Origin of the sequence: Fischerella major NIES-592 (assembly GCF_001904645.1) — a bacterium.
In the GTDB taxonomy this organism is placed as follows: domain Bacteria; phylum Cyanobacteriota; class Cyanobacteriia; order Cyanobacteriales; family Nostocaceae; genus Fischerella; species Fischerella thermalis.
Genome location: NZ_MRCA01000001.1, coordinates 240051 through 261962, shown reverse-complemented (window position 1 = coordinate 261962; position 21912 = coordinate 240051). Strand labels below are relative to the sequence as shown.

The 21912-nt window shown below is 43.0% G+C and carries 23 protein-coding genes, 3 pseudogenes and 1 CRISPR repeat array; of the genes and pseudogenes, 16 read left to right on the top strand and 10 right to left on the bottom strand.

Translation table 11 applies throughout. The annotated features are described in order from the left end of the window. Nucleotides 1–73: 73 nt before the first annotated feature. The 5 genes from NIES592_RS01155 (at nucleotide 74) to NIES592_RS01140 (ending at nucleotide 8069) form a co-directional block, all read left to right on the top strand. On the top strand, nucleotides 74–826 hold the full coding sequence (locus tag NIES592_RS01155; RefSeq protein ID WP_073554686.1) for a DUF4384 domain-containing protein: 753 nt from the start codon (nucleotides 74–76) through the stop codon (nucleotides 824–826). 121 nt (nucleotides 827–947) lie between these two features. Further along, nucleotides 948–4685: a tetratricopeptide repeat protein gene (locus NIES592_RS01150; RefSeq protein WP_073554685.1), complete on the top strand. Its 3738-nt coding sequence runs from the start codon at nucleotides 948–950 to the stop codon at nucleotides 4683–4685. 333 nt (nucleotides 4686–5018) lie between these two features. Beyond that, nucleotides 5019–5637: direct repeats of the CRISPR family, unit length 35 nt; unit sequence GTTTTCATTCAATTCCCCTTAACGGGGACGGAAAC. Between the two features lie 235 nt (nucleotides 5638–5872). After that, the gene (locus tag NIES592_RS01145; RefSeq protein ID WP_073554684.1) at nucleotides 5873–6790 is read left to right on the top strand and encodes a histone deacetylase family protein; all 918 of its coding nucleotides are present in this window, start codon (nucleotides 5873–5875) and stop codon (nucleotides 6788–6790) included. Between the two features lie 496 nt (nucleotides 6791–7286). Next, nucleotides 7287–7448 carry a hypothetical protein gene (locus tag NIES592_RS24855; RefSeq protein ID WP_178379452.1) on the top strand — a complete coding sequence of 54 codons (162 nt, stop codon included), beginning with the start codon at nucleotides 7287–7289 and terminating at the stop codon, nucleotides 7446–7448. Between the two features lie 174 nt (nucleotides 7449–7622). Next, nucleotides 7623–8069, top strand: a complete 447-nt coding sequence (locus NIES592_RS01140) for a tellurite resistance TerB family protein (protein WP_062249370.1) — start codon at nucleotides 7623–7625, stop codon at nucleotides 8067–8069. A 546-nt stretch (nucleotides 8070–8615) separates the two neighbouring features. Here NIES592_RS01140 and NIES592_RS01130 read toward each other — a convergent pair. The 6 genes from NIES592_RS01130 to NIES592_RS01100 form a co-directional block, all read right to left on the bottom strand. Beyond that, complete coding sequence (locus tag NIES592_RS01130; protein WP_073554682.1) at nucleotides 8616–9185, bottom strand: PepSY domain-containing protein; 570 nt, start codon at nucleotides 9183–9185, stop codon at nucleotides 8616–8618. A gap of 50 nt (nucleotides 9186–9235) precedes the next feature. Continuing rightward, entirely contained in the window at nucleotides 9236–9910 is a 675-nt protein-coding gene (locus NIES592_RS01125) for a Fe2+-dependent dioxygenase (RefSeq protein WP_073554681.1), read from the bottom strand. A gap of 22 nt (nucleotides 9911–9932) precedes the next feature. Next, complete coding sequence (locus tag NIES592_RS01120) at nucleotides 9933–10214, bottom strand: hypothetical protein (RefSeq protein ID WP_073554680.1); 282 nt, start codon at nucleotides 10212–10214, stop codon at nucleotides 9933–9935. A 462-nt stretch (nucleotides 10215–10676) separates the two neighbouring features. Next, on the bottom strand, nucleotides 10677–12077 hold the full coding sequence (locus NIES592_RS01110) for a sensor histidine kinase (RefSeq protein WP_073554679.1): 1401 nt from the start codon (nucleotides 12075–12077) through the stop codon (nucleotides 10677–10679). After that, nucleotides 12031–12828 (bottom strand): response regulator transcription factor, encoded by a 798-nt coding sequence (locus NIES592_RS01105; protein ID WP_256678046.1) that lies wholly within the window; start codon nucleotides 12826–12828, stop codon nucleotides 12031–12033. Before NIES592_RS01105 ends, NIES592_RS01110 begins: the two co-directional genes overlap by 47 nt. Before the next feature lie 3 nt (nucleotides 12829–12831). After that, complete coding sequence (locus tag NIES592_RS01100; protein ID WP_218600587.1) at nucleotides 12832–13230, bottom strand: hypothetical protein; 399 nt, start codon at nucleotides 13228–13230, stop codon at nucleotides 12832–12834. A 268-nt stretch (nucleotides 13231–13498) separates the two neighbouring features. On the opposite strand from NIES592_RS01100, the gene NIES592_RS25545 reads away from it, so the two are divergent. From NIES592_RS25545 to NIES592_RS26135, 3 genes are read left to right on the top strand one after another with little or no spacing between them, the layout of a single operon-like run. Continuing rightward, entirely contained in the window at nucleotides 13499–13642 is a 144-nt protein-coding gene (locus NIES592_RS25545) for a hypothetical protein (protein WP_256678045.1), read from the top strand. A gap of 50 nt (nucleotides 13643–13692) precedes the next feature. Further along, nucleotides 13693–14697 (top strand): methyltransferase domain-containing protein, encoded by a 1005-nt coding sequence (locus tag NIES592_RS01090; protein WP_062249383.1) that lies wholly within the window; start codon nucleotides 13693–13695, stop codon nucleotides 14695–14697. Between the two features lie 33 nt (nucleotides 14698–14730). After that, a complete protein-coding gene (locus NIES592_RS26135) occupies nucleotides 14731–14946 on the top strand; it encodes a GTP-binding protein (protein WP_084552194.1) in 216 nt (71 codons plus the stop codon). Between the two features lie 29 nt (nucleotides 14947–14975). Here NIES592_RS26135 and NIES592_RS25670 read toward each other — a convergent pair. Both NIES592_RS25670 and NIES592_RS01075 read right to left on the bottom strand, forming a co-directional pair. Then, nucleotides 14976–15059 (bottom strand): annotated as a pseudogene (locus NIES592_RS25670) (hypothetical protein); the annotation flags it as partial. Then, nucleotides 15059–15244 (bottom strand): AMP-binding protein, encoded by a 186-nt coding sequence (locus NIES592_RS01075; RefSeq protein ID WP_084552191.1) that lies wholly within the window; start codon nucleotides 15242–15244, stop codon nucleotides 15059–15061. The pseudogene NIES592_RS25670 and the gene NIES592_RS01075, both read right to left, overlap by 1 nt. Before the next feature lie 83 nt (nucleotides 15245–15327). On the opposite strand from NIES592_RS01075, the pseudogene NIES592_RS26130 reads away from it, so the two are divergent. Then, a pseudogene (locus tag NIES592_RS26130) lies at nucleotides 15328–15487 on the top strand (transposase); the annotation flags it as partial. 412 nt (nucleotides 15488–15899) lie between these two features. Then, nucleotides 15900–16098: pseudogene (locus NIES592_RS01060) on the top strand (cytochrome C6); the annotation flags it as partial. On the opposite strand, the gene NIES592_RS01055 reads toward NIES592_RS01060, so the two are convergent. Then, nucleotides 16035–17684 carry a condensation domain-containing protein gene (locus NIES592_RS01055; protein WP_073554678.1) on the bottom strand — a complete coding sequence of 550 codons (1650 nt, stop codon included), beginning with the start codon at nucleotides 17682–17684 and terminating at the stop codon, nucleotides 16035–16037. The pseudogene NIES592_RS01060 and the gene NIES592_RS01055 overlap by 64 nt on opposite strands. A gap of 129 nt (nucleotides 17685–17813) precedes the next feature. Between NIES592_RS01055 and NIES592_RS01050 the strand changes: the two genes are divergently transcribed. Genes NIES592_RS01050 through NIES592_RS01025 form a run of 6 tightly spaced genes read left to right on the top strand, consistent with a single transcriptional unit; the run spans nucleotide 17814 to nucleotide 21617 of the window. Further along, nucleotides 17814–18983 carry a TonB-dependent siderophore receptor gene (locus NIES592_RS01050; RefSeq protein ID WP_073554677.1) on the top strand — a complete coding sequence of 390 codons (1170 nt, stop codon included), beginning with the start codon at nucleotides 17814–17816 and terminating at the stop codon, nucleotides 18981–18983. 2 nt (nucleotides 18984–18985) lie between these two features. Next, nucleotides 18986–19825: a hypothetical protein gene (locus NIES592_RS01045; protein WP_073554676.1), complete on the top strand. Its 840-nt coding sequence runs from the start codon at nucleotides 18986–18988 to the stop codon at nucleotides 19823–19825. Next, entirely contained in the window at nucleotides 19812–20297 is a 486-nt protein-coding gene (locus NIES592_RS25665; RefSeq protein ID WP_256678044.1) for an ABC transporter substrate-binding protein, read from the top strand. The genes NIES592_RS01045 and NIES592_RS25665 overlap by 14 nt, the downstream gene beginning before the upstream one ends. Beyond that, nucleotides 20294–20524: a hypothetical protein gene (locus tag NIES592_RS25660; RefSeq protein WP_073554674.1), complete on the top strand. Its 231-nt coding sequence runs from the start codon at nucleotides 20294–20296 to the stop codon at nucleotides 20522–20524. Before NIES592_RS25665 ends, NIES592_RS25660 begins: the two co-directional genes overlap by 4 nt. A gap of 3 nt (nucleotides 20525–20527) precedes the next feature. Then, nucleotides 20528–21043: an ABC transporter permease gene (locus NIES592_RS25655; RefSeq protein ID WP_256678043.1), complete on the top strand. Its 516-nt coding sequence runs from the start codon at nucleotides 20528–20530 to the stop codon at nucleotides 21041–21043. Between the two features lie 10 nt (nucleotides 21044–21053). Beyond that, nucleotides 21054–21617, top strand: a complete 564-nt coding sequence (locus NIES592_RS01025) for an ABC transporter ATP-binding protein (RefSeq protein WP_073554673.1) — start codon at nucleotides 21054–21056, stop codon at nucleotides 21615–21617. A 24-nt stretch (nucleotides 21618–21641) separates the two neighbouring features. On the opposite strand, the gene NIES592_RS26125 is transcribed toward NIES592_RS01025, so the two are convergent. After that, entirely contained in the window at nucleotides 21642–21899 is a 258-nt protein-coding gene (locus NIES592_RS26125; RefSeq protein WP_371915093.1) for a WD40 repeat domain-containing protein, read from the bottom strand. Between the last annotated feature and the right edge of the window lie 13 nt (nucleotides 21900–21912).

Below are 21912 nucleotides of genomic sequence, written 5' to 3'. Positions count from 1 at the left end.
AGTACGTATATGACTAATTGACCAATGTATATGACTTCGTATATGACTTAATTATTCTTTCTTTTTACTTGTTATGGCTCGTTCTCTTGTTGCATCATCAGCAGGTATTAAAAAAGCTAGGATTGCTTTAGAACGCCAAAATTTGACGCAAATGGCTTTAGTTAACGAGCGGGGAATTGCATCCTGGTCAACTATCAATAATTTTTTTAACGGTAAACCAGTTCAACGCCAGATATTTATTGACATTTGCTCTGAACTCAACTTAAACTGGCAAGATATTGCCCTATCTCTTTTAGAAGAAGAGGAAACCCAAAAATTAACACCCCTCGACAAACTTTGGCAGCAACTTGCAACACTGGGTTCTTCTACTGAACAAATGGGATTAGTTTTGGTACAAGAAGAAACACTCGGTTGGGGTTGGCAGATTCCCAGTCGTTATGAAAAATCTGTATCTTTAGGTAGTCATATTCGCTTTGAAATCAATCTTGAAAGTTCCGGATATTTATTACTTCTACAAAAAGATACATCTGGACAAGTTTGGTGTTTTTGTCCTTCCTGTTTCGCCTCTCAACCACAATTAGATACTGGTAAAACTATTGTGCCTCAAGAGGGTTCACCGAGGACATCTTTCCCTATTGAAGGTAATCCTGGTAAGGAGCATATTTTAGCAGTAATTACCAAGGATGCGCCTACCCTTGATTGGCTACCCCAAGGAAGTGATGCTCCTTTGCACTTAGAAGAAAGTCATTTGGAGCAATTACTAGAATTTGTAAATGAAAGTGAAGAATGTCAGGTTTTCTATACAGATTACATGATTACTGTTTAGTACCAATTATTTATGAAAATGCACAGAATATAAAAGAAACGAACCGCCAAGAACGCCAAGAACGCCAAGAGAGGTTTGATTTAATAGAGTCTTTCTAGTTAGAAGTGTCTGGAATTAGCAGATGAAAGAAATTCTAGAAAAAATAGATCAACTTAATCGAGAAGTGGTACGACTTGCTGGACAAGGCAAATTTGAACAAGCGATAATTGTTGCACAAGAAGCTATAAAAGTAGGACGCAAAAATCTATATAAGCATAAAAATTTTGCAGATAGTTTAAATAATCTTGCAGAATTATATCGAATGTTAGGATGTTTTTCACAGGCGAAACCTTTATATATTGAAGCCTTAAATTTACGAAGAGAATTACTAGGAGATTCACATCCAGATATTGCCCAAGCTTTGAATAATCTTGCGGCATTTTATGTTGCTCAAGGACTATATTCTCAAGCAGAAACGTACTTGTTTGCAGCTTTAGATATTTTTAAATTTAATTTAGGTGATGAACACGAGCAAATTGCCAATTATTTAAATAATATTGGGGAAGTTTATCGAGAACAGGGACGCTTGGAAGATGCGGAAAAGATGCATCTAGAAGCACTAGAGATGCGGAAGCGGTTGTTGGGAGATTCCCATGTTGATATTTCTCAAAGTTTGGATAATCTTGCAGCCCTTTACGAAAATCAAGCACGTTATGTTGATGCTGAGAAAATGCACTTGTTAGCATTAGCAATGCGAAAAGAGTTGCTGGGTGATGAGCATTGGTATATTGCTGTCAGCTTAAATAATTTAGCAGCGTTGTATAATTCTCAAGGACTTTACTCTCAAGCTGAAGAAAATTATTCCCAAGCATTGGAACTATCTAAAAAATGTCTTGGTGATGAACACCCTTATGTGGCAATTACCTTAAATAATCTTGCTAATACTTATAATCAGCAAGGGCGTTATGCAGATGCAGAAAACATGCATTTAACAGCCTTGACAATGCGAAGGAAGTTGTTTGGAGACGAGAATTTAGAAGTTGCACAGAGTTTGAGTAATTTGGGAGATATTTATCTTCTACAAGGACGTTATGTGGAAGCGGAGCAAGTATATGTGGAAGCTTATTCTATCAGAAAAAGTTCCCTAACTCCTGAACATCCCGATATTGCCCTCAGTTTACATAGTCTCGCAGTTCTCTACGCCTATCAAGGACGCTACCAAGCAGCCGAAGAAAAGTATTTGTCAGCATTGTTGCTTTACAAAAATATATACGGTAAAAATCATCCTAGTGTTGCTAAGAATTTAAATCATTTGGGTGGACTTTATAAAGAGCAAGGACGTTTTTCGGATGCTGAACAAAAATATTTAGAAGCTTTAGCAATCAGAAAGAATTTATTTGGACAAGAACATCCTGATATTGCAGATAGTTTAAATAGAATCGCAGAAATTTATCGTTTACAAGGGCGGTATTCCCAAGCTGAAGAGATTTACCGTGAAGCGTATTTTTTGAGTGAACGCTTGCTGGGGGAAATGCATCCTGATGTGGCGGTGTATCTGAATAATTTAGGAGTACTATATGATGCTCAATTCAAGTATTGGCAAGCAGAGCAGTTATTTTTAAAAGTATTGTTAATTATCAAAAATCAGTTTGGCAATAAACATCCACGAGTAGCTAGTACGATGAACAATTTGGCTACAATTTATGGCAGTCTGGGGCGCTACGATGAAGCGGAAGCAATGCATTTGGAAGTATTAGATATCAGAAGGTCTCTATTAGGTCAAGAACATCCAGATATTGCTAACACTTTCAATAATTTAGCAGAGATATACTTGTCTAGTGGACGCTACCTCGAAGCTGAACAATATTATACAGTAGCCTTATTGATGAGGAAGTCTCTGTTGGGAGAACATCATCCAGATGTGGCATTTAGTTTAAATAATTTAGCAACTTTATTAGCTGCTACTCAACGTTTTGATGATGCTTTTTTATGTCGCCTTCAAGCTAGTGAAATTAATGATAAGCTAATTAGCAGTGTATTTGCTTTTAGTTCTGAAAATGATCGATTAGCTTGGATTGAGAAAATTAGAGGTAATTTCGATTTATTTCTCTCTCTAATTTACAAACATCTTCCTCATTCAAAATATGCGTTGCAACAAGGGTTAGATTTTGTCCTCAAACGCAAAGCTCTAACAGTTGCATCATTGTCTGCTCAAAATGAAGCTTTAGTGAGCGATCGCTATCCCCATCTGCAAGAACAATTTCGTCAGCTGAGTGATTTAAATGCACAGTTAGTCAAGCTGACTTTTTCTACTCGTCAAATCAGTGATTTCACGAATTATCAGCAAGAGTTAGCAGAACTGGAGGCTAGATATAACCACTTACAAAAACAACTAGCATCCCAAATACCAGAAATTCAATTAACAAAGAAACTTCTTGACCGCTTTGCGGTGGCTGAGACGCTACCAACTAACTCGATTTTAGTAGAATTTGTCCGCTTCGATGTTTACGATTTTCATGCAGTTCCAGCTAGAAAAGAAACACAATGGCATCCTGCTCGTTATTTGGCATTTATTTTACCAGCCCAGCAGCCAAATGCAGTGCAGATGATCGATTTAGGAGAGGCTGAAGCTATTGATGAGCTAATTCAGGAATTTCGTTTGCAAGCATCGGACTCTACCAAAAAAACGCTGGCGTGGGGAAAAGCAGCCTCTATACCCAAGTTACAAATTAAACAATATAATCCAGCAGTAGCTATCCACCTAAGTCAAGTGCTTTTTGGGACTATCCGTGAAGTGGTGAGTAAATGCAAACATCTAATACTTGCACCAGATGGTAACTTGAACTTGCTACCGTTTCAAATATTACCCATCGATGATACGGGTACGCACCTTTTGATGGATGAATATATTATTTCGTACTTAGGTGTCGGGCGGGATATTCTCCGCTCTCAAGTTCAGATCACCCGTACTGCGGATGCACCTATGATTATGGCTGATCCAGATTTTGATTTGGCTAGTGAGCACAGGAGTAGGGAAGCCAAGGGACAAGGGAGACAAGGAGGAGAAGAATTTATCAATACTCTTGATGGTGAAATATTGTCCCGCGCTGCTGGTACAAGATTTCTCGGTGAAAGCCTTGCTAAAAAGCTACCAAATGCACGCTTATATATGGGAGCAGAAGCATTGGAAAGCCATTTAGTCAGCAGTGGATGTCCTAATATTATGCTGATCGCCACTCATGGTTTGTTCTTACCAGATTTGCCACAAGTATCCCCTAAGGTGAAGCGCAAAGAATTAGGGATGGAGCGTTTGGCGATATCAAAGGTAAAAAACCCAATGATGCGCTCTGGATTTGCTTTGGCGGGTGCAAATACTTGGCTATCTGGCGGTAATCTACCACCATTAGCAGGTAAAGGCTTTGTTTTTGCTCAGGAGATCACCAATTTGGATTTATGGGCGAACGAACTGACTGTATTATCTGCCTGTGATACTGCCAGAGGAGATATTAAAATTGGCGAAGGCGTATTTGGCTTGCGTCGGGCTTTTGCTGTCGCGGGTTCAAAAACACTGGTGATGAGTCTGTGGAAAGTACCTGACAAACCAACTGCTCTGCTGATGGAGCGTTTTTTTGACAACCTGCTCTTAGGAATGGGGCGTGCAGAAGCTTTACGGGATGCCCAGAATTATATACGTAAAATTACAGTAAAAAAATTGCGGCAGTCTGCTTTGGGTTTAGAAGTTTTGAAGGAACTATTGAGGGTGAACGAGTTGTCAGCACAAAGTAAAATTGATTGCCATGAAGAAGATACGCCACTGGAGCATCCCTTTTATTGGGGAGCATGGATTTGTCAGGGGGAAACTGACAAGTTAAAAGTTTAACTTTTGCCTTGTTTGGTCAGGAGTAGTTTGTTATACTATTAGCCGTCAAAGTAAAACTTTAACAGAACCTTGACAATTTAATCTAAAAGTTTCCAATTGAACAAAGGTGTATTTTTTTGACTTTCAATACTTAAATTTTTCGCGGGGGTATGACAGACTCCCAAACCCTGATTCTAGCGTTGACCCCCGCGAAAGCATTGCTAGGTAAGGGTTTAAGGTAGCTGTAAACAGTGCTTTTGATCATTAAAATAAGCTTATTGACAGCAATATATAGACCCCCCGCGAAAATGGTATTCTCAAACTCAGTTGTGGCAAGGGTTCCAGGAGAGTAGAGTTTTCATTCAATTCCCCTTAACGGGGACGGAAACCACAGTCGTTGGTTGTAAGAAACGATCTCAGAAATTTTGTTTTCATTCAATTCCCCTTAACGGGACGGAAACCTCTACAGGACTTTCTAAACCGAAAGCATCTACATGTTTTCATTCAATTCCCCTTAACGGGGACGGAAACAGCGTACAGCTTATTATCACCGTACCCCCGCAAGGAGTTTTCATTCAATTCCCCTTAACGGGGACGGAAACCCTTGGGTATCCATAAGATACACATGACAAATACGCAAAAGGTTTTCATTCAATTCCCCTTAACGGGGACGGAAACCTTCATGATTTATTATCTCAAAGAACTTGCTTCCAAGTTTTCATTCAATTCCCCTTAACGGGGACGGAAACCATTCCGCTAGTGCTCGATCGCACTGCAGATAGCGCATAAGTTTTCATTCAATTCCCCTTAACGGGGACGGAAACTCACCGCACCCTCAACCATCAAACTAATCACCAATTTTGTTTTCATTCAATTCCCCTTAACGGGGACGGAAACATAGGGTTAGACAACGCCACTGGGATTTGGGTGGGATTAGAGTTTTCATTCAATTCCCCTTAACGGGGACGGAAACATGGATAATGCAATTGAGGTAAGCGATTTAGCTCATAATGAAGCAGGAAAACCCAGGAAGTGATTCTTGGAAGCCCCCACTGTACTCGGTACTCTGAGTCAGTGGTGGGAGGATGTCACTTTATTCAGTTGTGCTAGAAATGCCTGATAAACCAAGTCACGAAATCATCAGTTTCACAGAAGATTAGGGAAGATACAATTTCAATCAGTATCCCGTTGCCAATCTTGCTTGGGCTATGTTTACAGTTATCTATTCTGATGAATTTCTGGATCACAAAACTGGGTATCTCCATCCAGAGAAACCAGAACGCTTAACCGCTATTACTAGTGCCCTACAAACTGCGCCATTTGCTTCGCAAATTGAATGGCGATCGCCCACGCCAGTGGCAAAGCGTCCTTTAATATCGCTAATGGAGGAAGCACACAACCCAAGTTATATTAAAGCAGTCCAAGAATTAGCCTCTAATGGTGGTGGCTATTTGGATACGGACACCGCCGTTTCTCCCCGTAGTTACGATGTCGCATTACTAGCAGTGAGTGCTTGGCTAGATGGAGTAGATGTTGTCATAGAATCTGGTGAACCCGCTTTTGTTTTAGCACGCCCACCAGGACACCATGCTGAAAGAGATTACGGGATGGGGTTTTGTTTATTTGCCAATGCTGCGATCGCTGCTTTCTATGCTCTGAAAAAACCCGATATTAACCGCGTCGCCATCTTAGATTGGGATGTGCATCACGGAAATGGAACCCAAGCAATTGTGGAGATGAATCCTCAAATTGCTTATTGTTCGCTGCATCAATATCCCTCTTATCCAGGTACTGGTAAAGCTACAGAAAGAGGTTTTCATAACAATGTTCTCAATATACCCATACCGCCTGGTAATGATATCGGAGTATATCAACCTATTTTTAGCAAAAAGGTTGTACCCTTTCTGTCAGACTTTCAACCAGATTTATTGATTGTTAGTGCTGGTTATGATGCCAATGCTGCTGATCCACTCGCCATGATTAATCTGCAACCTCAAGATTACGGTATTTTTACCAACTATTGTTTGGGTATAACTCGTCGAATTCTATTTGGGTTAGAAGGTGGTTACGATTTGCCAACACTTTCCCAATCTGTGGTAGCAACCATCAATCAATGTCTAGCTTGAAAATGGGAATTGGGGATTAACTTAACAGCAATCCCATCATCCATCTGTGTACCCTGCCTTAAGCCGCCTTCACGGGAAGTCACTGCGTCGGACGGAGACGCCCGCAGGGTAGCACGCGGCGTCCAAGACTGCGATCGCCTCACCACTGCTGTGTCTACGTTAATTTTTCATCCCCTCGTTGTGGTCACGAGCCTGTGGAGGTGTTTTGTTCTTAAAATTGGCAGGAAAATTTCCTGCTTCAACAAATAATTACCAAAGCAGTTTCAGTAATTTTATTGAATGTATTTTTTACATCTACTTACTGTTAATTGCATGGCTTTATAAAATATCAGCAAAATTTATTCAAATCTTTCAAAAGAAAAATTGTTAGACATCTCGCTAAATACCTAAAGTTTTGTTAAGATGCATATGCTGGTACTTTAAAGACCGAAAATCAGCTGTCAAGGTGTGAAAAAACAAATAGTACTAGCACAACAGAGTTAAAGAGAGCAAAGCCATGACCACCTACATTTTCTTCGACGAAGCCCTCCACATCCTTGTAAATGCCTTTTTGATATCAGTAGCTCTGCTAATTACAGCTTCTGGTATTGGTTTGGCAGTAATTGAAACAATAGAAAAAACAAGCGATCGCCAAATATCCCCCAGGCAGTTTCGCTAACTACAAGCTAAAAATTTAACTAATTGTCGGAAACCATTGAGTATTGTGTTCACTAGACAAGAATCCTGGGAACACTAAGCTCAAGAGTCTCAGCAAGTGTCATTAGCTACCAACAAAGCGAAAAGTAGCAGTAAATATACTGAGCTTGAGACCAAAGCAAAGGAGCAAACTACAATGGGTTTATTAGACAAAATGTTCGGCACACAAAGCCAAATTCAAGACGCATTCAATCCAGCAGAAGCATTTGCCGCTATTACTCTGGCTGCAACAGCCTCAGACGGTTATCTTTCTGAAGAGGAGGCGCGTGCTATCTCATCCACCCTGTCTCGAATGAGACTTTTCAGAAGTTATTCCAATGATGTCATGATCAGAATGTTTGACAAACTTTTGGGGATTCTGAGGCGTGAGGGTATTGATGTTTTGTTTAATGCTGCTAAGGAGTCTTTACCACATGATTTGCGGGAAGCGGCTTTTGCAGTAGCAACTGATTTAGTATTAGCTGATGGAGTTGTTTCCCAGGAAGAACGAGACTTTTTGAATGATTTATATCAAGCTTTGGGCATCTCCAGTGATATCGCCACACAAATAGTACAAGTGATGTTGATCAAAAATAGGGGATAATTTCGCTATCCAACATCATTTGTCTCAATTACAAAACAGGGGACGCGCAAAAAGAATAAACTGCTTGCAGAATTGGAAAAAGGTGAAGGATAAAGAAGTCAAGAAATTGAAAGACTTTCTTTTCTTTGTTCTTTATCTTTTCCTGTAGAGTAGAAAATCTACTTTTGCAAGCGATGTAATGATTATCTCAGTTTTTACAGTGTTTCTGAGCGATCGCTCGCCATCACTCTCTCAAGAAACACGGGGGTGTAAGGGCGTATTATAAACTATGAACTAACTACGCACCCCGCTTAAGCTACGTGCGAGGTTTCTGACGCTTCAACTGCTGAACTTTCCTAAACCCTTCACAAAGCTGTGGGTTTTTACAAAGAGGATCAACATCGACGTTTGAGAGGCTAGTTCCTAACCCCTTGGCATAAATCCCCGTCCTTAAGCACCTGACAGATCCCCAGCCCCTCTCCCCACTTGGGAGAGTGGAGCCGAACTGCTTTCTGAGCCATAGTCTGCTCCCACTTCTCCCGATTGAGAGAGAACCTTTAAGCTGCCCTAGTTGGCCTCTCTCCTTGTGCGACGGGCAAGGAGTAACATTTGCACGCCGGTGCACAGCATGATGAGGAGTCCAGCGCCTACTAATAGGACATAGAACGGTTTCAAGGTAGAGTCAAGGTAGGAACCCTGATGCAGGGTCATCAAAAACTTGACCTGCTCCTCAGAAAAACCGAGCCAAGTGATGCTCAGGCGATAGGCAATGCCAGTACTAGCGGTCACCACTAAAGGTAGGAAGGCGATCGGTGCTAGGAAGCGATGGATGTTCCGCTCTGGTGGCAGCTTGGCGGGCGATCGCCGCCGGAAACGAGACCAAAGCACTGCCCCGCTCCCAATCAGGGCCAACAAGCCTAAACCCACCAGAGCAACATAAAAAGGAACCAAAGGCTCACCTAGAAAACGACCTTCATGGATGCTCATCATGAACTGACCAAACGACTTGGGCAAACCCAACCAACTTCGACCGAGCCGATAGGCAACGCCGCTGATACCAGTCAACAACAGTGGCACAAACAAGGGTAGGGCTAATTGGCGATGCAGCTTGACAATCTTAATGTTTTTGATGTTCATAGGTTACCTGAAAGTCAGCAATGGTTACCGTGTACCCGTTTATCTACCCCTCAAAGCTCAACCCACTTGCGCAATAGATTGCTATGCAGTTTGCACAACAGATCGAACTCAACGGTCTTGCCGTATTTCTCAAATAGAGCTTGACGAACGGTATCCAACTCAAACAACATTTCCCGCTCGCTTGGGTTCCGAATTAGGCTCTGAACCCAGGTGACTGCGGCTAAGCGCACCCCCTCCGTGACCGGCGTGACGTGATGGAGAAATGTGGACGGGTACACCACCATCGAACCAGCTGCTAGCTTGAAAGTTTGTTCCCCCAGGCTAGTATCGATCACCAGTTCGCCGCCGGTATAGGTGGCGGGGTCGCTCAAGAAGAGCGTCAGTGAAATATCTGTCCGCGTTAGCGTGGTTCCCTCTCCCATGAGGGCATTGTCCATATGTACCCCGTAACTCATGCCCGACTGATAGCGACTAAACAGGATCGGGCAAATAGAGCGGGGCTGCGCGACGGACTGAAACAGAGGGTGGCGCTGGAGTGCCGTGAGAACGAGGGTTTGAGCTTGTTGCTTAGCCCCTGCCTCGCTCTGCCACTGCTCGTTCTCTTTGACGACCTTGGCATAGGTACCCGCAGTGAGCTTGCCGTCTAAAAACTGACCTTGCTGCAAGAGTTGGTGCAGTTCGGTCAGCTCAGCTGAATCGAGAACACCGTCAATGCAAAGGATCATGGTACTCCTAAGCGACTTCTGTTTACACTATTTGACTTGAGGGCAGGGCACTCCGCTCACCGCGTTCACCGCGTTCACCGCGTTCACCGCGTTCACCGCGTTCACCACGAGAAGCCACAGGGAGAGTTGCATCCAGGGTCTGAACAGGGGCTGGTTGATGCCAATTTGCGGCGGATGGTGAGGTAGGGGCTAAACTGCCTCCTTCTTCACCACCACCTGGTTTGTTGGGTTGGTTGGTGCAGGCCGTCACACCTGTTGCCAAACTTAAACTCAGAAATAAAGCGACTGCTTGCGACTTGTTCATGGCTAACCTCTGTAATTAGGAGATGGATTCAAACTCTTTGACTTTCAAGTTAGCCAGTAAAAGTAAAGAACTCGGTAATTGACTGCCATAGGTTGCCTGCTAAAAGGTTGTTAGCCGTCTTAGGCTTCTGTGCGAATCAGCTTGCCCACAGCTTTTGGTTAAATGATCTGATTGTCTATCCTGCTACTGGGCGTATCCAGAAAGCTATGAGCATATCGCAATGCGACAGGTCAGGAGAATAGATCTGCTTTGGGAAGGAGATGACATTGAGATTTATGAAAGGCTCAGGCAGAGGGCTGTCAGCGTAGAAAAGGAATTGCCTGAGTTTGTCAAAGAGATTATTGAGCGCGAGATCGAACGTAGTGGCGACGGCTAACGCTGCGTTGGTGCGGACGGTACAGAGGTTATCGGCGAGAGTTTAAGATTATCTGCCGCCGCACAACTTCACTGATCTACACAAGCCTACCGGCAGGGGAGCTTGACTTCAAAGCAGGTACCTTGGTGGGGTTGGCTTTGCACGCTGATGTGGCCATGATGGCGCTCAACAATGGTTTTGGCGATCGCCAGCCCCAGCCCAGATCCATCCCGATAATGGTGACGCGCTTCTTCAGTCCGCCAGAACCGGTCAAAAACGTGGGGCAAGTCTGCGGGCGCAATGCCAATGCCGGTATCTTGCACTCTGACCAAGACGGCTTTCCCAGCTTGTTGTAAGGTAACGGTAATGGTGCCGCCGGTGAGGGTGTACTGTAGGGCGTTGCTCAACAAGTTGGCAAATAAGCGCTGGAGTTGCTCGGCATCCCCGTAAACCTTGGCCGTGGCTTGGGACTGATAGGTCAGCATGAGCTGGGCCGCTTGGGCGCGATCGCGGTGCAGTTCAACTAAGTCTTCCAGCAGTTCATCCAAGTCGATGACGTGCCATCCCCGCTGATCAGGGGCTTGGGCATCAAGGCGAGCTATGAGCAGCAAGTCTTTGAGCAGATGGCCCATACGGGTGGCAGCAGTGGCGATCGCGGTCACTTTCTCGATGTCGCCAGGGTGAATGCGTTCGGGATGACTCTGCAAAACCTCAGCCGAAGCCTGAATGGCTGTTAGGGGGGTGCGCAATTCGTGGGAGGCATCGGCAGTGAATTGCTTGAGTTGAGCTAAGCTGGTGGCCACGGGGGCGATCGACTGGCGCGTGAGCCACCATCCTGCCAACACCACTAAGCCCGCTACAATCGCAACACCTAGGAGCAAGTTCGCGCGCAGATGGGCTAGCTCTGTCTCCAACTCTGCTAGCGTCCCTGTGACCGCAACATACCCTACCAACTCCTGCCCTGACTGCTGCGAGGCTTTGTAAACCGGCTGCAAGAAACTGCGGGTTTTGTCTCTGGATACGAACAAGCCTTCAGCCGGAATCTGGTCTGGTAGGGGCAAGTTAAACAATATTCCCTCGTAGATCAATAGCTCTCGCGTGGGCGTATACCAAGCAATTCCGTAGGTTGCGTCGAGGAGTGTTCCCGGAACCAGCGGCGGTGCAGTGTCCATTTGGTATTTACCCATCAGTTGCACAAGGGCGATCGGTAAAAGCTGTCCCTGGCGATCGTGGGGCAAGGTGCGTCGGTAAGCGGCGTACTCAGGTTGAGTCGTCAGTTCTTCATATTCGTGCTGCACAACCTCCCAGATTCCCGCTGCGGAAGTACCGATCTGCTGCAATTGTTGGTCAAATTGCTGTTGGCGATCGCGCGATACAAGGACGTAAATCGTCGTTGCGAAAAAAACTAAAATTGCCGTAATGGCCAAAAAGTAAAATAGCAGCAAGCGGTTACGCAGGCGGTTAAACCGCAGATTGGAGATTTGGGTTAAGTCGGTAGCCCAAGCCATACACTGTTTCAATCAAGTTGGGGGGTGCTCCTGCTAACTTGAGCTTCTGACGCAGACCGCGCAAGTGCGCTTTGACTGTGTCTTCCCCAGGCAGGTCATCAAACGTCCAGACTCGTTCTAGAATGTATTGGCGCGTCAAGATGCGGCTGCCATTCTTCAAAAAAAGCTCAAGTAAAGCATATTCTTTAGGGGTTAAGCGCAGAATGATACCATCATAAAAGGTTTCGCAGGAGTCTACCCTGAGCAGGAGCTTTTCCCAAGTCAGTGTCTCTGCAAAGGGGAGTGAACGCCGACGCAACAAGGCGCGAACCCTGGCTAGTAACTCAGATATCTCGAAGGGCTTGATGATATAGTCATCGGCTCCTGCATCCAGACCAACGATCTTATCTGCGGTGGTGTCTCGTGCGGTTAACATTAACACAGGCACAGACAGGTTTTGTTGCCGCAGTTTTTGGCAAAGGAGGATGCCGTTTAGTTTGGGCAAGGTCAGATCCAGGACAATCAAGTCAAATAAACCTGTTTCCGCAAAGGCTAAACCGGTCTGACCGTCGTGAGCCATTTCAACAGTATAGCCTTTGTCGCCCAAGGCTTCAGCAACAGCTTTGGCAATAGCCCCATCATCTTCAATGAGTAAAATCCTCATACCAAATGCTGATAAATCAAGTTCTCTGTAGGGTGCTAGGGATCGTCCTAGCGGACACACCAAGGGGCGATCGTTTTGTTCATCGGGTATATACTCGCATAACTCCATAACTTATGCAATTTCCGTCAGACATCGCTCTGGCTTGTCGGGAAAATAGATTCCAGCGTTCAAATTAAAGAGCAATTCCATCGAAATTCCAGTATCAATCCATTGTTGAATTGTGGCGATCGCTTTGACGACTTTTTTCTGATCTAGTGTCTTCTTTTCGACATAGAACCATAAATGATCCCGAATATAAGGCGGTGCAATTGGTACTGAACCCTTTGCCCACTTTTGATAAAAGAATTTGCTATAAACAGGCAAAACGCTGGCTGTATAACCCTGAACTAAAGATGAAGAAGTGCTGGGTGCGATCGCAGTAATATGTGAATTTGGTGTCGTCGAACCATCACGACGAACAACATAGATATCCGTTGTGGATTCCTCAAAGAGTTTGGATAGAGCTTGCATACTGGATAAGTTAATCAATTGGAGAAAAATAATTGTCAGAATGGAAAAGAATTGTTAACTAGATTTAGCAATATAAAAAATTGTCAACGTTATGTCACCAAACGCTGGCAATCCTAACAATTTCTGAGGTTGAAAAACTGTTAAAAAAATTGTCCAATAAAAATCCAGAGCAAGCTTTGGTAAAGAATGAAACTTGCCCCGATTAACGACGAATGCCAGTATAGATCGACCATTGATTTTTACGCAAGCAAATCACAGTTGTGTTAAGATGCAACAAACAAGTATCAGAGAAGATAAGCAGCAACCCTTTCTAAATCTCAGGAAAATGATTCGAGGTTGGCAAAATATTGCAAGCTCAACCTATAGGAAGATTTCTCTTGCGATCGCTCGTTTAATTCGGGATGAACCATAAACACACCAACATCCATACAACGGTTAGCTAAATAAAAAGCTGTCACAACAATGTCAACTTCATTAGTTTATTTTGTAATTGGTTCTCTTATCGTTTTACTAATTGGAATTGCGGCTTATTTCCTAACGGCTCGTAAGTATCAATCCTCAGCCACAGTTGCCAATTCCTACGACCTATGGACGCTTGACGGCATCCTAGAGTTTTACTGGGGAGAACACATTCACCTCGGTCACTACGGTTCGCCACCAAGACGCAAGGATTTTTTGGCTGCTAAATCTGACTTTGTACACGAAATGGTTAAGTGGGGTGGTTTAGATAAATTACCTCCTGGTACTACCGTCTTAGATGTTGGCTGTGGAATTGGGGGCAGCAGTCGGATTTTAGCGCGAGATTATGGATTTGCTGTCACAGGAATTACCATCAGTCCACAACAAGTAAAACGCGCCCAGGAGCTAACACCCGACGGGCTAAACGTCCAGTTTGCGGTCGATGATGCGATGGCACTGTCGTTTCCAGATGCCAGTTTTGATGTAGTTTGGTCAATCGAAGCAGGTCCTCATATGCCTGATAAAGCCATTTTTGCCAGAGAATTAATGCGGGTGCTAAAGCCTGGTGGAATTTTGGTTGTCGCTGACTGGAATCAAAGGGATGACCGCCAAAAGCCGCTAAATTTTTGGGAGAAACCAGTAATGCGACAATTGCTAGATCAGTGGTCTCATCCAGCTTTTTCTAGCATTGAGGGATTTTCTGAACTGTTGACAGCTACAGGATTAGTCGAAGGTGAGGTAATTACGGCTGATTGGACGCAAGAAACCCTTCCTTCTTGGTTAGATTCGATTTGGCAAGGGATAGCCAGACCTGAGGGATTGGTGCGTTTTGGACTGTCTGGTTTTGTCAAGTCTGTGCGGGAAGTACCGACACTTTTACTGATGCGTTTGGCGTTTGGTACAGGGCTGTGCCGGTTTGGAATGTTCCGGGCTGTGCGGACAAATTCACGTACAGAATTGATGGATAGAAACTTTGCTAAGGAAACTCCCTCAAGCTCGGTTAGGTAGCAAGCATTATGACCAGTGCGTGAGTTTCGAGCTATGACCTTATCACTGCATCTATTTGAAGATCAGCTAGCTTGTGCTGACTTAGTGTTGCTAACTAAATGCGATCGCGTTGACGAACAAATGCAAGTAAGAGTGCAGGATTGGTTAAAGCAGAACTTACCTCCTGGTGTAAAAATCATTCCTTGTACAGCGATAACTTGCTCCCAACCTTTTTCCATGATAATGGCGATCACACTGGGAATCATATAATCAGGTAACTTCTGTTTGAGAAAGTTACGCAATTCACTAATTGTTAATGACTGTTGCTGAGAAACAACATATGCAACTATAGATTTATTCTCGCTTTGCAGTTCTCGAACCATCACCACTGCTGCTTGGACTTGGGTATGTCTTTCAAGCGATCGCAAATATAAATGTAACCTTCTTCATCAAAGTAACCAGCATCACCAGTATGAATGCAGCCATCTACTAAGGTTTTTGCTGCAGTTTCTGGTAATTTCCAATAACCAATAATATTTGCAGGAGATTTGATACAAACTTCACCCACTTCAAAGCAAGATAGTTCTGGAAGGCGATCGCGGCAGCTAGCTACTCCTGCGGAGTATCACACTCTCCTCGAAACCCAAAAGAAAAGCGCGATCGCTACCAGGGGATTTTCCAGCTTGGCAAACAGTCTATACGTACTTTCGCAATTGGCGTAAAGACGGGACTTGGCTAAAAATCCACAACAGTCGTAAGAGTTTGGGTTCGCATAGAACATCAACACCATCCAAATCCATCCGAGGCAGTAAAACCTGTCGAAAGATAATGACACTTCCCGCCATAGCGAAAAACAAGTTGCAAGCGTTTGTAGTACCTTTAGAGGATTTACCTCCAGAGGGTTGAGAGTTCATAGGCAACTCCTGAAATTAGGTAAATCAGCGCGCCCTGATTTACCCCCAAAATTTGACTAACCCCGTCCAAAAATGTCCAACGTGGCATAAAATTACACCAGATTTACACCACCAAAAACGGCTGAAATGGGGTTTTTATGGAGACAGTAAACCCCTGGAAGTCTTGATTACCAGGGGTTTTATCTATAAATGCCAGGAACCGGATTTGAACCGGTGACACGAGGATTTTCAGTCCTCTCTCAACCTTGATTTATCAGTACTTTCACGCTTTACAAAACTTCTTTACCCCCAAATTACCCCAAAAAAGTTCTGACAATATTTACCTTGCATAGTAATTTTCACTTTTGCCTTTAATCATCCAGCTCTAGCAGCAGATGCAGCTAATGCAGCTAAAGTCTTTTCTGCCAATTGCGCTTCTTGTCATGCAGGTGGTAAGAACTTGGTTCAGGCAAATAAAAGCTTGAATAAGAGTGATTTGGAAAAATATGGGATGAATTCAGCAGTCGCATCTGGTGTCTGCAATGCCTGATTTACAAACCATTGATGAATAAGCAAGCTTTCGGGATATTCCCTACTTGTATCATTCCATATCAATAACTGATGCTGTTCATTAACAGGAAGCAAACATTGAGACTCATAGCGATCGCTTGGTTGTTGAGACATGGCTGTTAGTGTCTCAAAATAGTAACCACCAATGGCTTCTAGTTGAACTTGATTAATCTTGGTGAGGTCGCATTCTAAATCAAGTTGAATATTATCCGAAAATGGCTCTCGGTTAAACTCGACTCTTAAGGCAAAATGGGTTTCACCAAAACCTTGCGCGCCGATAATTTCTAAACCTGTTAATGATTGGAGATTCTGAAATATATGAAAGTGCGTGTAATTAAAAACAGTTTCAAATAGCTGTCCTCCACGATTAAGCTTTTTCAATTCTGCGTAGGGATAGCGTCTATAAGGTAATAATTCACTTTCTGCTTGAAAAGTTTGTTGTATTAAGTCTATCCAAGTTCCTCTATGCAGTTGTAAACGTAATGGCACAGTGTTCAAATGAATACCTAGCGTCTGTTCTCCGTCTTCAGTCTCTAATCTACCGTTAGACTCCAAACCCGTTAATACATCCGTCTCACCACTTAATAAACTCATGACTCTGATATGTGCAGCTAATAAAACGTGCTTAACAGGAACCTGCGCTATCTTCGCCAGTGATTTTTGGCGATCGCTTGCAGCAATCAAACTAAATTTTTCTGTTTTTTGGCGATCGCTTGCAGCAATCAAACTAAATTTTTCTGTTTTTCGGCTTAATAAAGAACTCGGTTCAGTAATATTAACTTCCTGCGCTAATTCATAAATTGTTTGATGTTGAAAAAGTTGTTGTAGCGAAAAATTCAAGCCTATTTCCTGAGATTTGGCTAATACCTGAATACTACGAATCGAATCTCCTCCTAACTCAAAAAAGTTATCGTGGATACCTACTCGTTCAATCCTCAATACCTGTGTCCAGATTTGAGCTAATGCTTTTTCTGCTGAGGTAGTCGGAGCAATGTAAGCTGTATCTAGTTCAGGTCTGATGCGATCGGGGTTTGGTAATGCTCGTTTGTCTACTTTCCCACTGGGCGTTAAAGGTAGACTATCTAACATGATGAAAGCCGTAGGTATCATGTATTCAGGTAACTGATTTTTTAGCCAACGACGCAATTCAGTAATTGTTGGTGCAGGTTGTTGAGAAGAAACGCAATAAGCAACTAATTGGCGATCGCTAAAATTTTCTGATTTATTTTGTTTAATAAATTGGCGCAGTTCCGTAACACCAGCATCAGGCTGAATGTCACCAACAGACTCAGTTTCTCGCATCAAAACCACAGCTTCCTCAATAGCTGGATGTTGGTGCAATACCGCTTCAATTTCTCCCAACTCAATGCGAAAGCCACGAACTTTTACTTGTTCGTCAATGCGTCCTAAATACTCAAGTTCGCCATTAGGTAAATAACGTCCTAAGTCTCCAGTTTGATAAAGCCTGATAGAGTAATTTCCAAAGTTGCGATCGCTAAACCTTGCAGCAGCCAGTTCGGGACGATTCAAATAACCCCGCGTCACCCCAGCACCACCAACGTAGATTTCTCCAGGTACTCCAACGGGTACGAGTTGGCGATGCTTATCTAATATATAAGATAACGTTAGTGGTGTGCAACGGATCGTACAGCATCCGGTTACAATATTCGCGGTTTGTTTGCAGGGTATGAAAACCTCCGCAACGGTTTCCGGGATCAGGGAAATCAGCGTGATATTGCTAATGTTGAGCGAGTAGAAGTTCTCACAGGCCCGTCATCAGTTCTTTATGGTGGTGGTAGCTCTTTTTCCTTGAGTGGGCTAGTTAACACAGTGACGAAAAAGCCGCTTGACAGTCCCTTTTACCAAGGTCAGTTGACCATCGGGAGTTTCGATTTTTACCGTCCAACTATTGATATCACTGGGCCATTGTTAAGCGATCGCTCGGCTTTGTACCGTTTAAATCTCGCTTATGAAAATAGCAACAGCTATCGTGATTTTGTCTCTAGCGAAAACTTTTTCATTGCTCCGGTTTTGACTTTACAAATTAGTCCCCGCACAACTTTCACCACCGAATTTGAATATCTCGACTATAGTTATATTTTTGATAAAGGATTACCCTTAGATCCTGTATCTTTAAAACTTCCAGTTAACAGGTTTATTGGCGAACCTAATCTTGACCCAACTACCGGAAATGTTGCCTCAATTAGTGGTAACTTGGAACACCAGTTTAGTGATAATTGGAAATTTAGACAGGGGTTAAATGCCACTATTAATAATACTGAAGTTGGTAATGCTCGGATATATTCAATATCGTTACGAGATGATGGTCGTACACTAGATAGGACATCTTCACAAGGAGCGCAGAAAACAGAAAATTACACCTCACAAACCGAAATTTCGGGAAAATTTAATACAGGTTCATTACGTCACAATGTTTTATTTGGTGTAGAATTAGCCAGATTCAAAATCGCTACTTATGCTTATACAGATATTGTTGTCACTGAAGATAATAACCCGGATCTGATTGGCGATCGCACAGCAGGCGTACCTGAACATAGCGCTAGCTTGTGGACTACTTACGAAATTCAAAACGGTAATTTGCAAGGTTTAGGTTTTGGCTTGGGGTTAGTATATGCAGCAGAACGTGAGGTATCTTTACCCAATACATTCACAGTTCCCTCATATCTAAGAACTGACGCATCTGTTTTTTATCGTCGGAGTAATTATAGAGTTGGTCTAAATGTCAAAAATCTCTTTGACGTTAAATATTACGAAGTAGATGGTTTTAGTCTTCTCCCCGCAGCACCATTGACGGTATTAGGTACATTTGCAGTGGAGTTTTAGTCATGGCAAAAATTGTATTTTGTATTTGGCGATTGCAAGGCGAATTTTATGGCACTTTGAAATTGGCGAAAACTCTAAAATCCTTTGGTCATGAAGTGCTTTATTTGGGGATACCAGATTCTCAAGAAAATGCTCAAAATCATGGTTTTACTTTTCTACCTATTCTCGAAAGATGGTTCCCAAAAGGTTTTATACGAAAAGTTGATGATAATCATCTTAAAGCTAGTGGGCTTAAGCTCATCTTAGAGCAAATTAAATATATCAAGTATTTTAAATCTATGATTAATTCCTTTCTAACAGGAGAGAACCGCGAAGTACATACTTTGCTCAAACAGACTCATCCCGATTTACTTTTGATTAGTACATCCTCCCCTTTGTTCTCAACTTTACTGGCTTTAATAGCTTATGAATGCCAAATTACAAGCATTTATTTAACGGATATGTTTACGGCACTACCACCGCCTAATCCAAACCGACAAATAAAATTTTCTCCTCAGTTTTGGATACAACAATTTAAATTACCATTCAGTTGGTTAATTGGTATCGATATAAATATTAAAAATATTATCAAGAAAATTGCTATCAAGAGTAAAGTTCCTCTGGAATTACTAGATTTTCAGCATGTGATTCCTTTGAAATTACCACATTTATTTTTATGTCCTGAAGAATTAGATTTTCCTGGCACTGTAAGACCAGGATGTTATTATGCAGAAGCTTCTATAGATTTAGAAAGACAACAACCTGATTTTAATTGGTCAAAACTCAAGCAAGATAAAGCTCTAATTTATTGTGCTTTAGGAACTACAGTAGGAGCAGTAGAAACTTTATGTGAGAATAATTAAAGTGAATTTAAGTATTTCTAGATTGAAAATCTGTGAAATCAAATGGTGGCACTGGTTGTCGAATTTATTACTGGTGCAGATATTGGCTGCTTGTAGCCAAGTTTCTTCAAGTCCACCAGCTACTAAAGTTAGCGGTGAATCCAAAGATGAGATAGTGCTGGCTTTTTCATGGGAGGATTTTGACGACAAGGGGTTCGACCCAACTATGGGTTGGAATTATTACGGGCCGCCACTTTTTCAAAGTACACTGTTGCGCCGTAACGAAGATCTAGAACTGGTAAATGACCTTGCTCAAAACTACACTATTAGTAGCGATCGCAAAATCTGGACATTCAAAATCCGTGAAGATGTCCGCTTTTCGGATGGTCAACCCCTCACAGCCGAAACCATAGTCCAGTTGCCCAAGGAAATTGGCAAAATCCTGGTTACTATGCTAATCCTACCGTTGACCAAAATCTTGACAAAGGTATGACCGCAGCCTCAGAGATAGAAGCAAGATTATTTTGGCAAAAGTTACAGTGGGACGGTCAAACTGGAATCACTACTAAAGGCGATGCTGCATCTACTTGGCTGGTTAGTCCCGAGCAAACTTACTTTGTGAATAGCTGTTTAGACCTTGGCAAACAAAAGCAGGTAACTCACAATTACACAGGTTCAATATTAGCCAACGTTACCTCTTGGAAGTGGAACTGCGATTGACCTATGAAGCATATCTGGCGATTCTTACTCCAAAAATTCCTACACTTTCTACTGCTACTAATAGCACTGTCAATAATCAGTTTTGTCCTGGTAAGCTTGTCTCCTGTTAACCCGGTAGATGCTTATATTGGGGCTGATGTGATGCGTGTGGGTGCAGAACAACGAGAATTAACTGCCCAACGTTGGGGATTAGATCAACCCATGACTACACGTTTTTTTCTTTGGCTAGGACAACTACTGCAAGGTAATTTGGGAACTTCCATGACCTACAACCAAACGGTGTCCCAAGTGATAGCTGAACGTTTTGAGGCATCATTAGCACTGATGGGGTTGGCGTGGTTGTTTTCTGGTGCATTCGGTGTATTGCTGGGTATTGTCGCAGGAGCTAAGGAAGGGTCTTTAGTAGATCGGGTGATTCGGATTTATGCTTATACTTTGGCATCAGCTCCCGCTTTTTGGATAGCCCTACTATTGTTAATTATTTTTTCGGTAACGCTGCAAGTTACCCCGATATGCTAATCAACCTTGGATACTGCGGGACTTTAGTATAGAAATAAATCCTGGCGAAATCGTGGGTTTGAGTGGAACTAGTGGTTTAGGAAAAACAACTCTGGGTAAAATTTTAGCTGGTTATCTTCAACCTGTAGAAGGCTGTATCAGTGTAGATGATCAGCCTTTGCCAATACGGAGTTATTGTCCGGTGCAAATGATTTTTCAGAATCCTGAGTTGGCTATGAATCCTCGTTGGCGGATTAATAAAATCTTAAAAGAAGGGCAAATGCCTTCTGGGGAATTACTCCAAGCTTTAAATATTAACCAGAATTGGCTGAATCGCTGGCCTCATGAGTTAAGCGGAGGCGAACTCCAGCGCATAGCTGTGGCTCGTTCGTTAGGAAGGCTTACTCGCTACTTGATTGCTGACGAGATGACGGCAATGCTAGATGCTAATACTCAAGCTTTGATTTGGAAAGCTGTTATCGATTACGTTCGTCAAGCTGAAATAGGTATTTTGGTTATTAGTCATGACTTTTGGCTGCTCAAGCGTTTATGCGATCGCATGATTAACTTGCATCAGCAAGCAAATGGCATTTAGAATCCTATTTATACTTAAAAGCACTTAAGCTCGCCCAAATCCGTGACCCCGCGTTCCCTTTGACCAGATAATTAACTCGCCGTTGTTTCCCCCAGCTGCCAGTTGATGCCCTTGAGGATGCCAGGATAAGCAAGAAAATCCAGCATTCGCACCATCAAGAATCTGAGTTAGCCGCTTATCCTTATTCCACAAGCACAGCTTGCCATCTTCACCAGCAGAAGCCAGCAAGTGAGTATTTGGTTGAAATTGGATCGATTGCACAACATCTTCATGTCTTGACAGGACTCGAGCATCC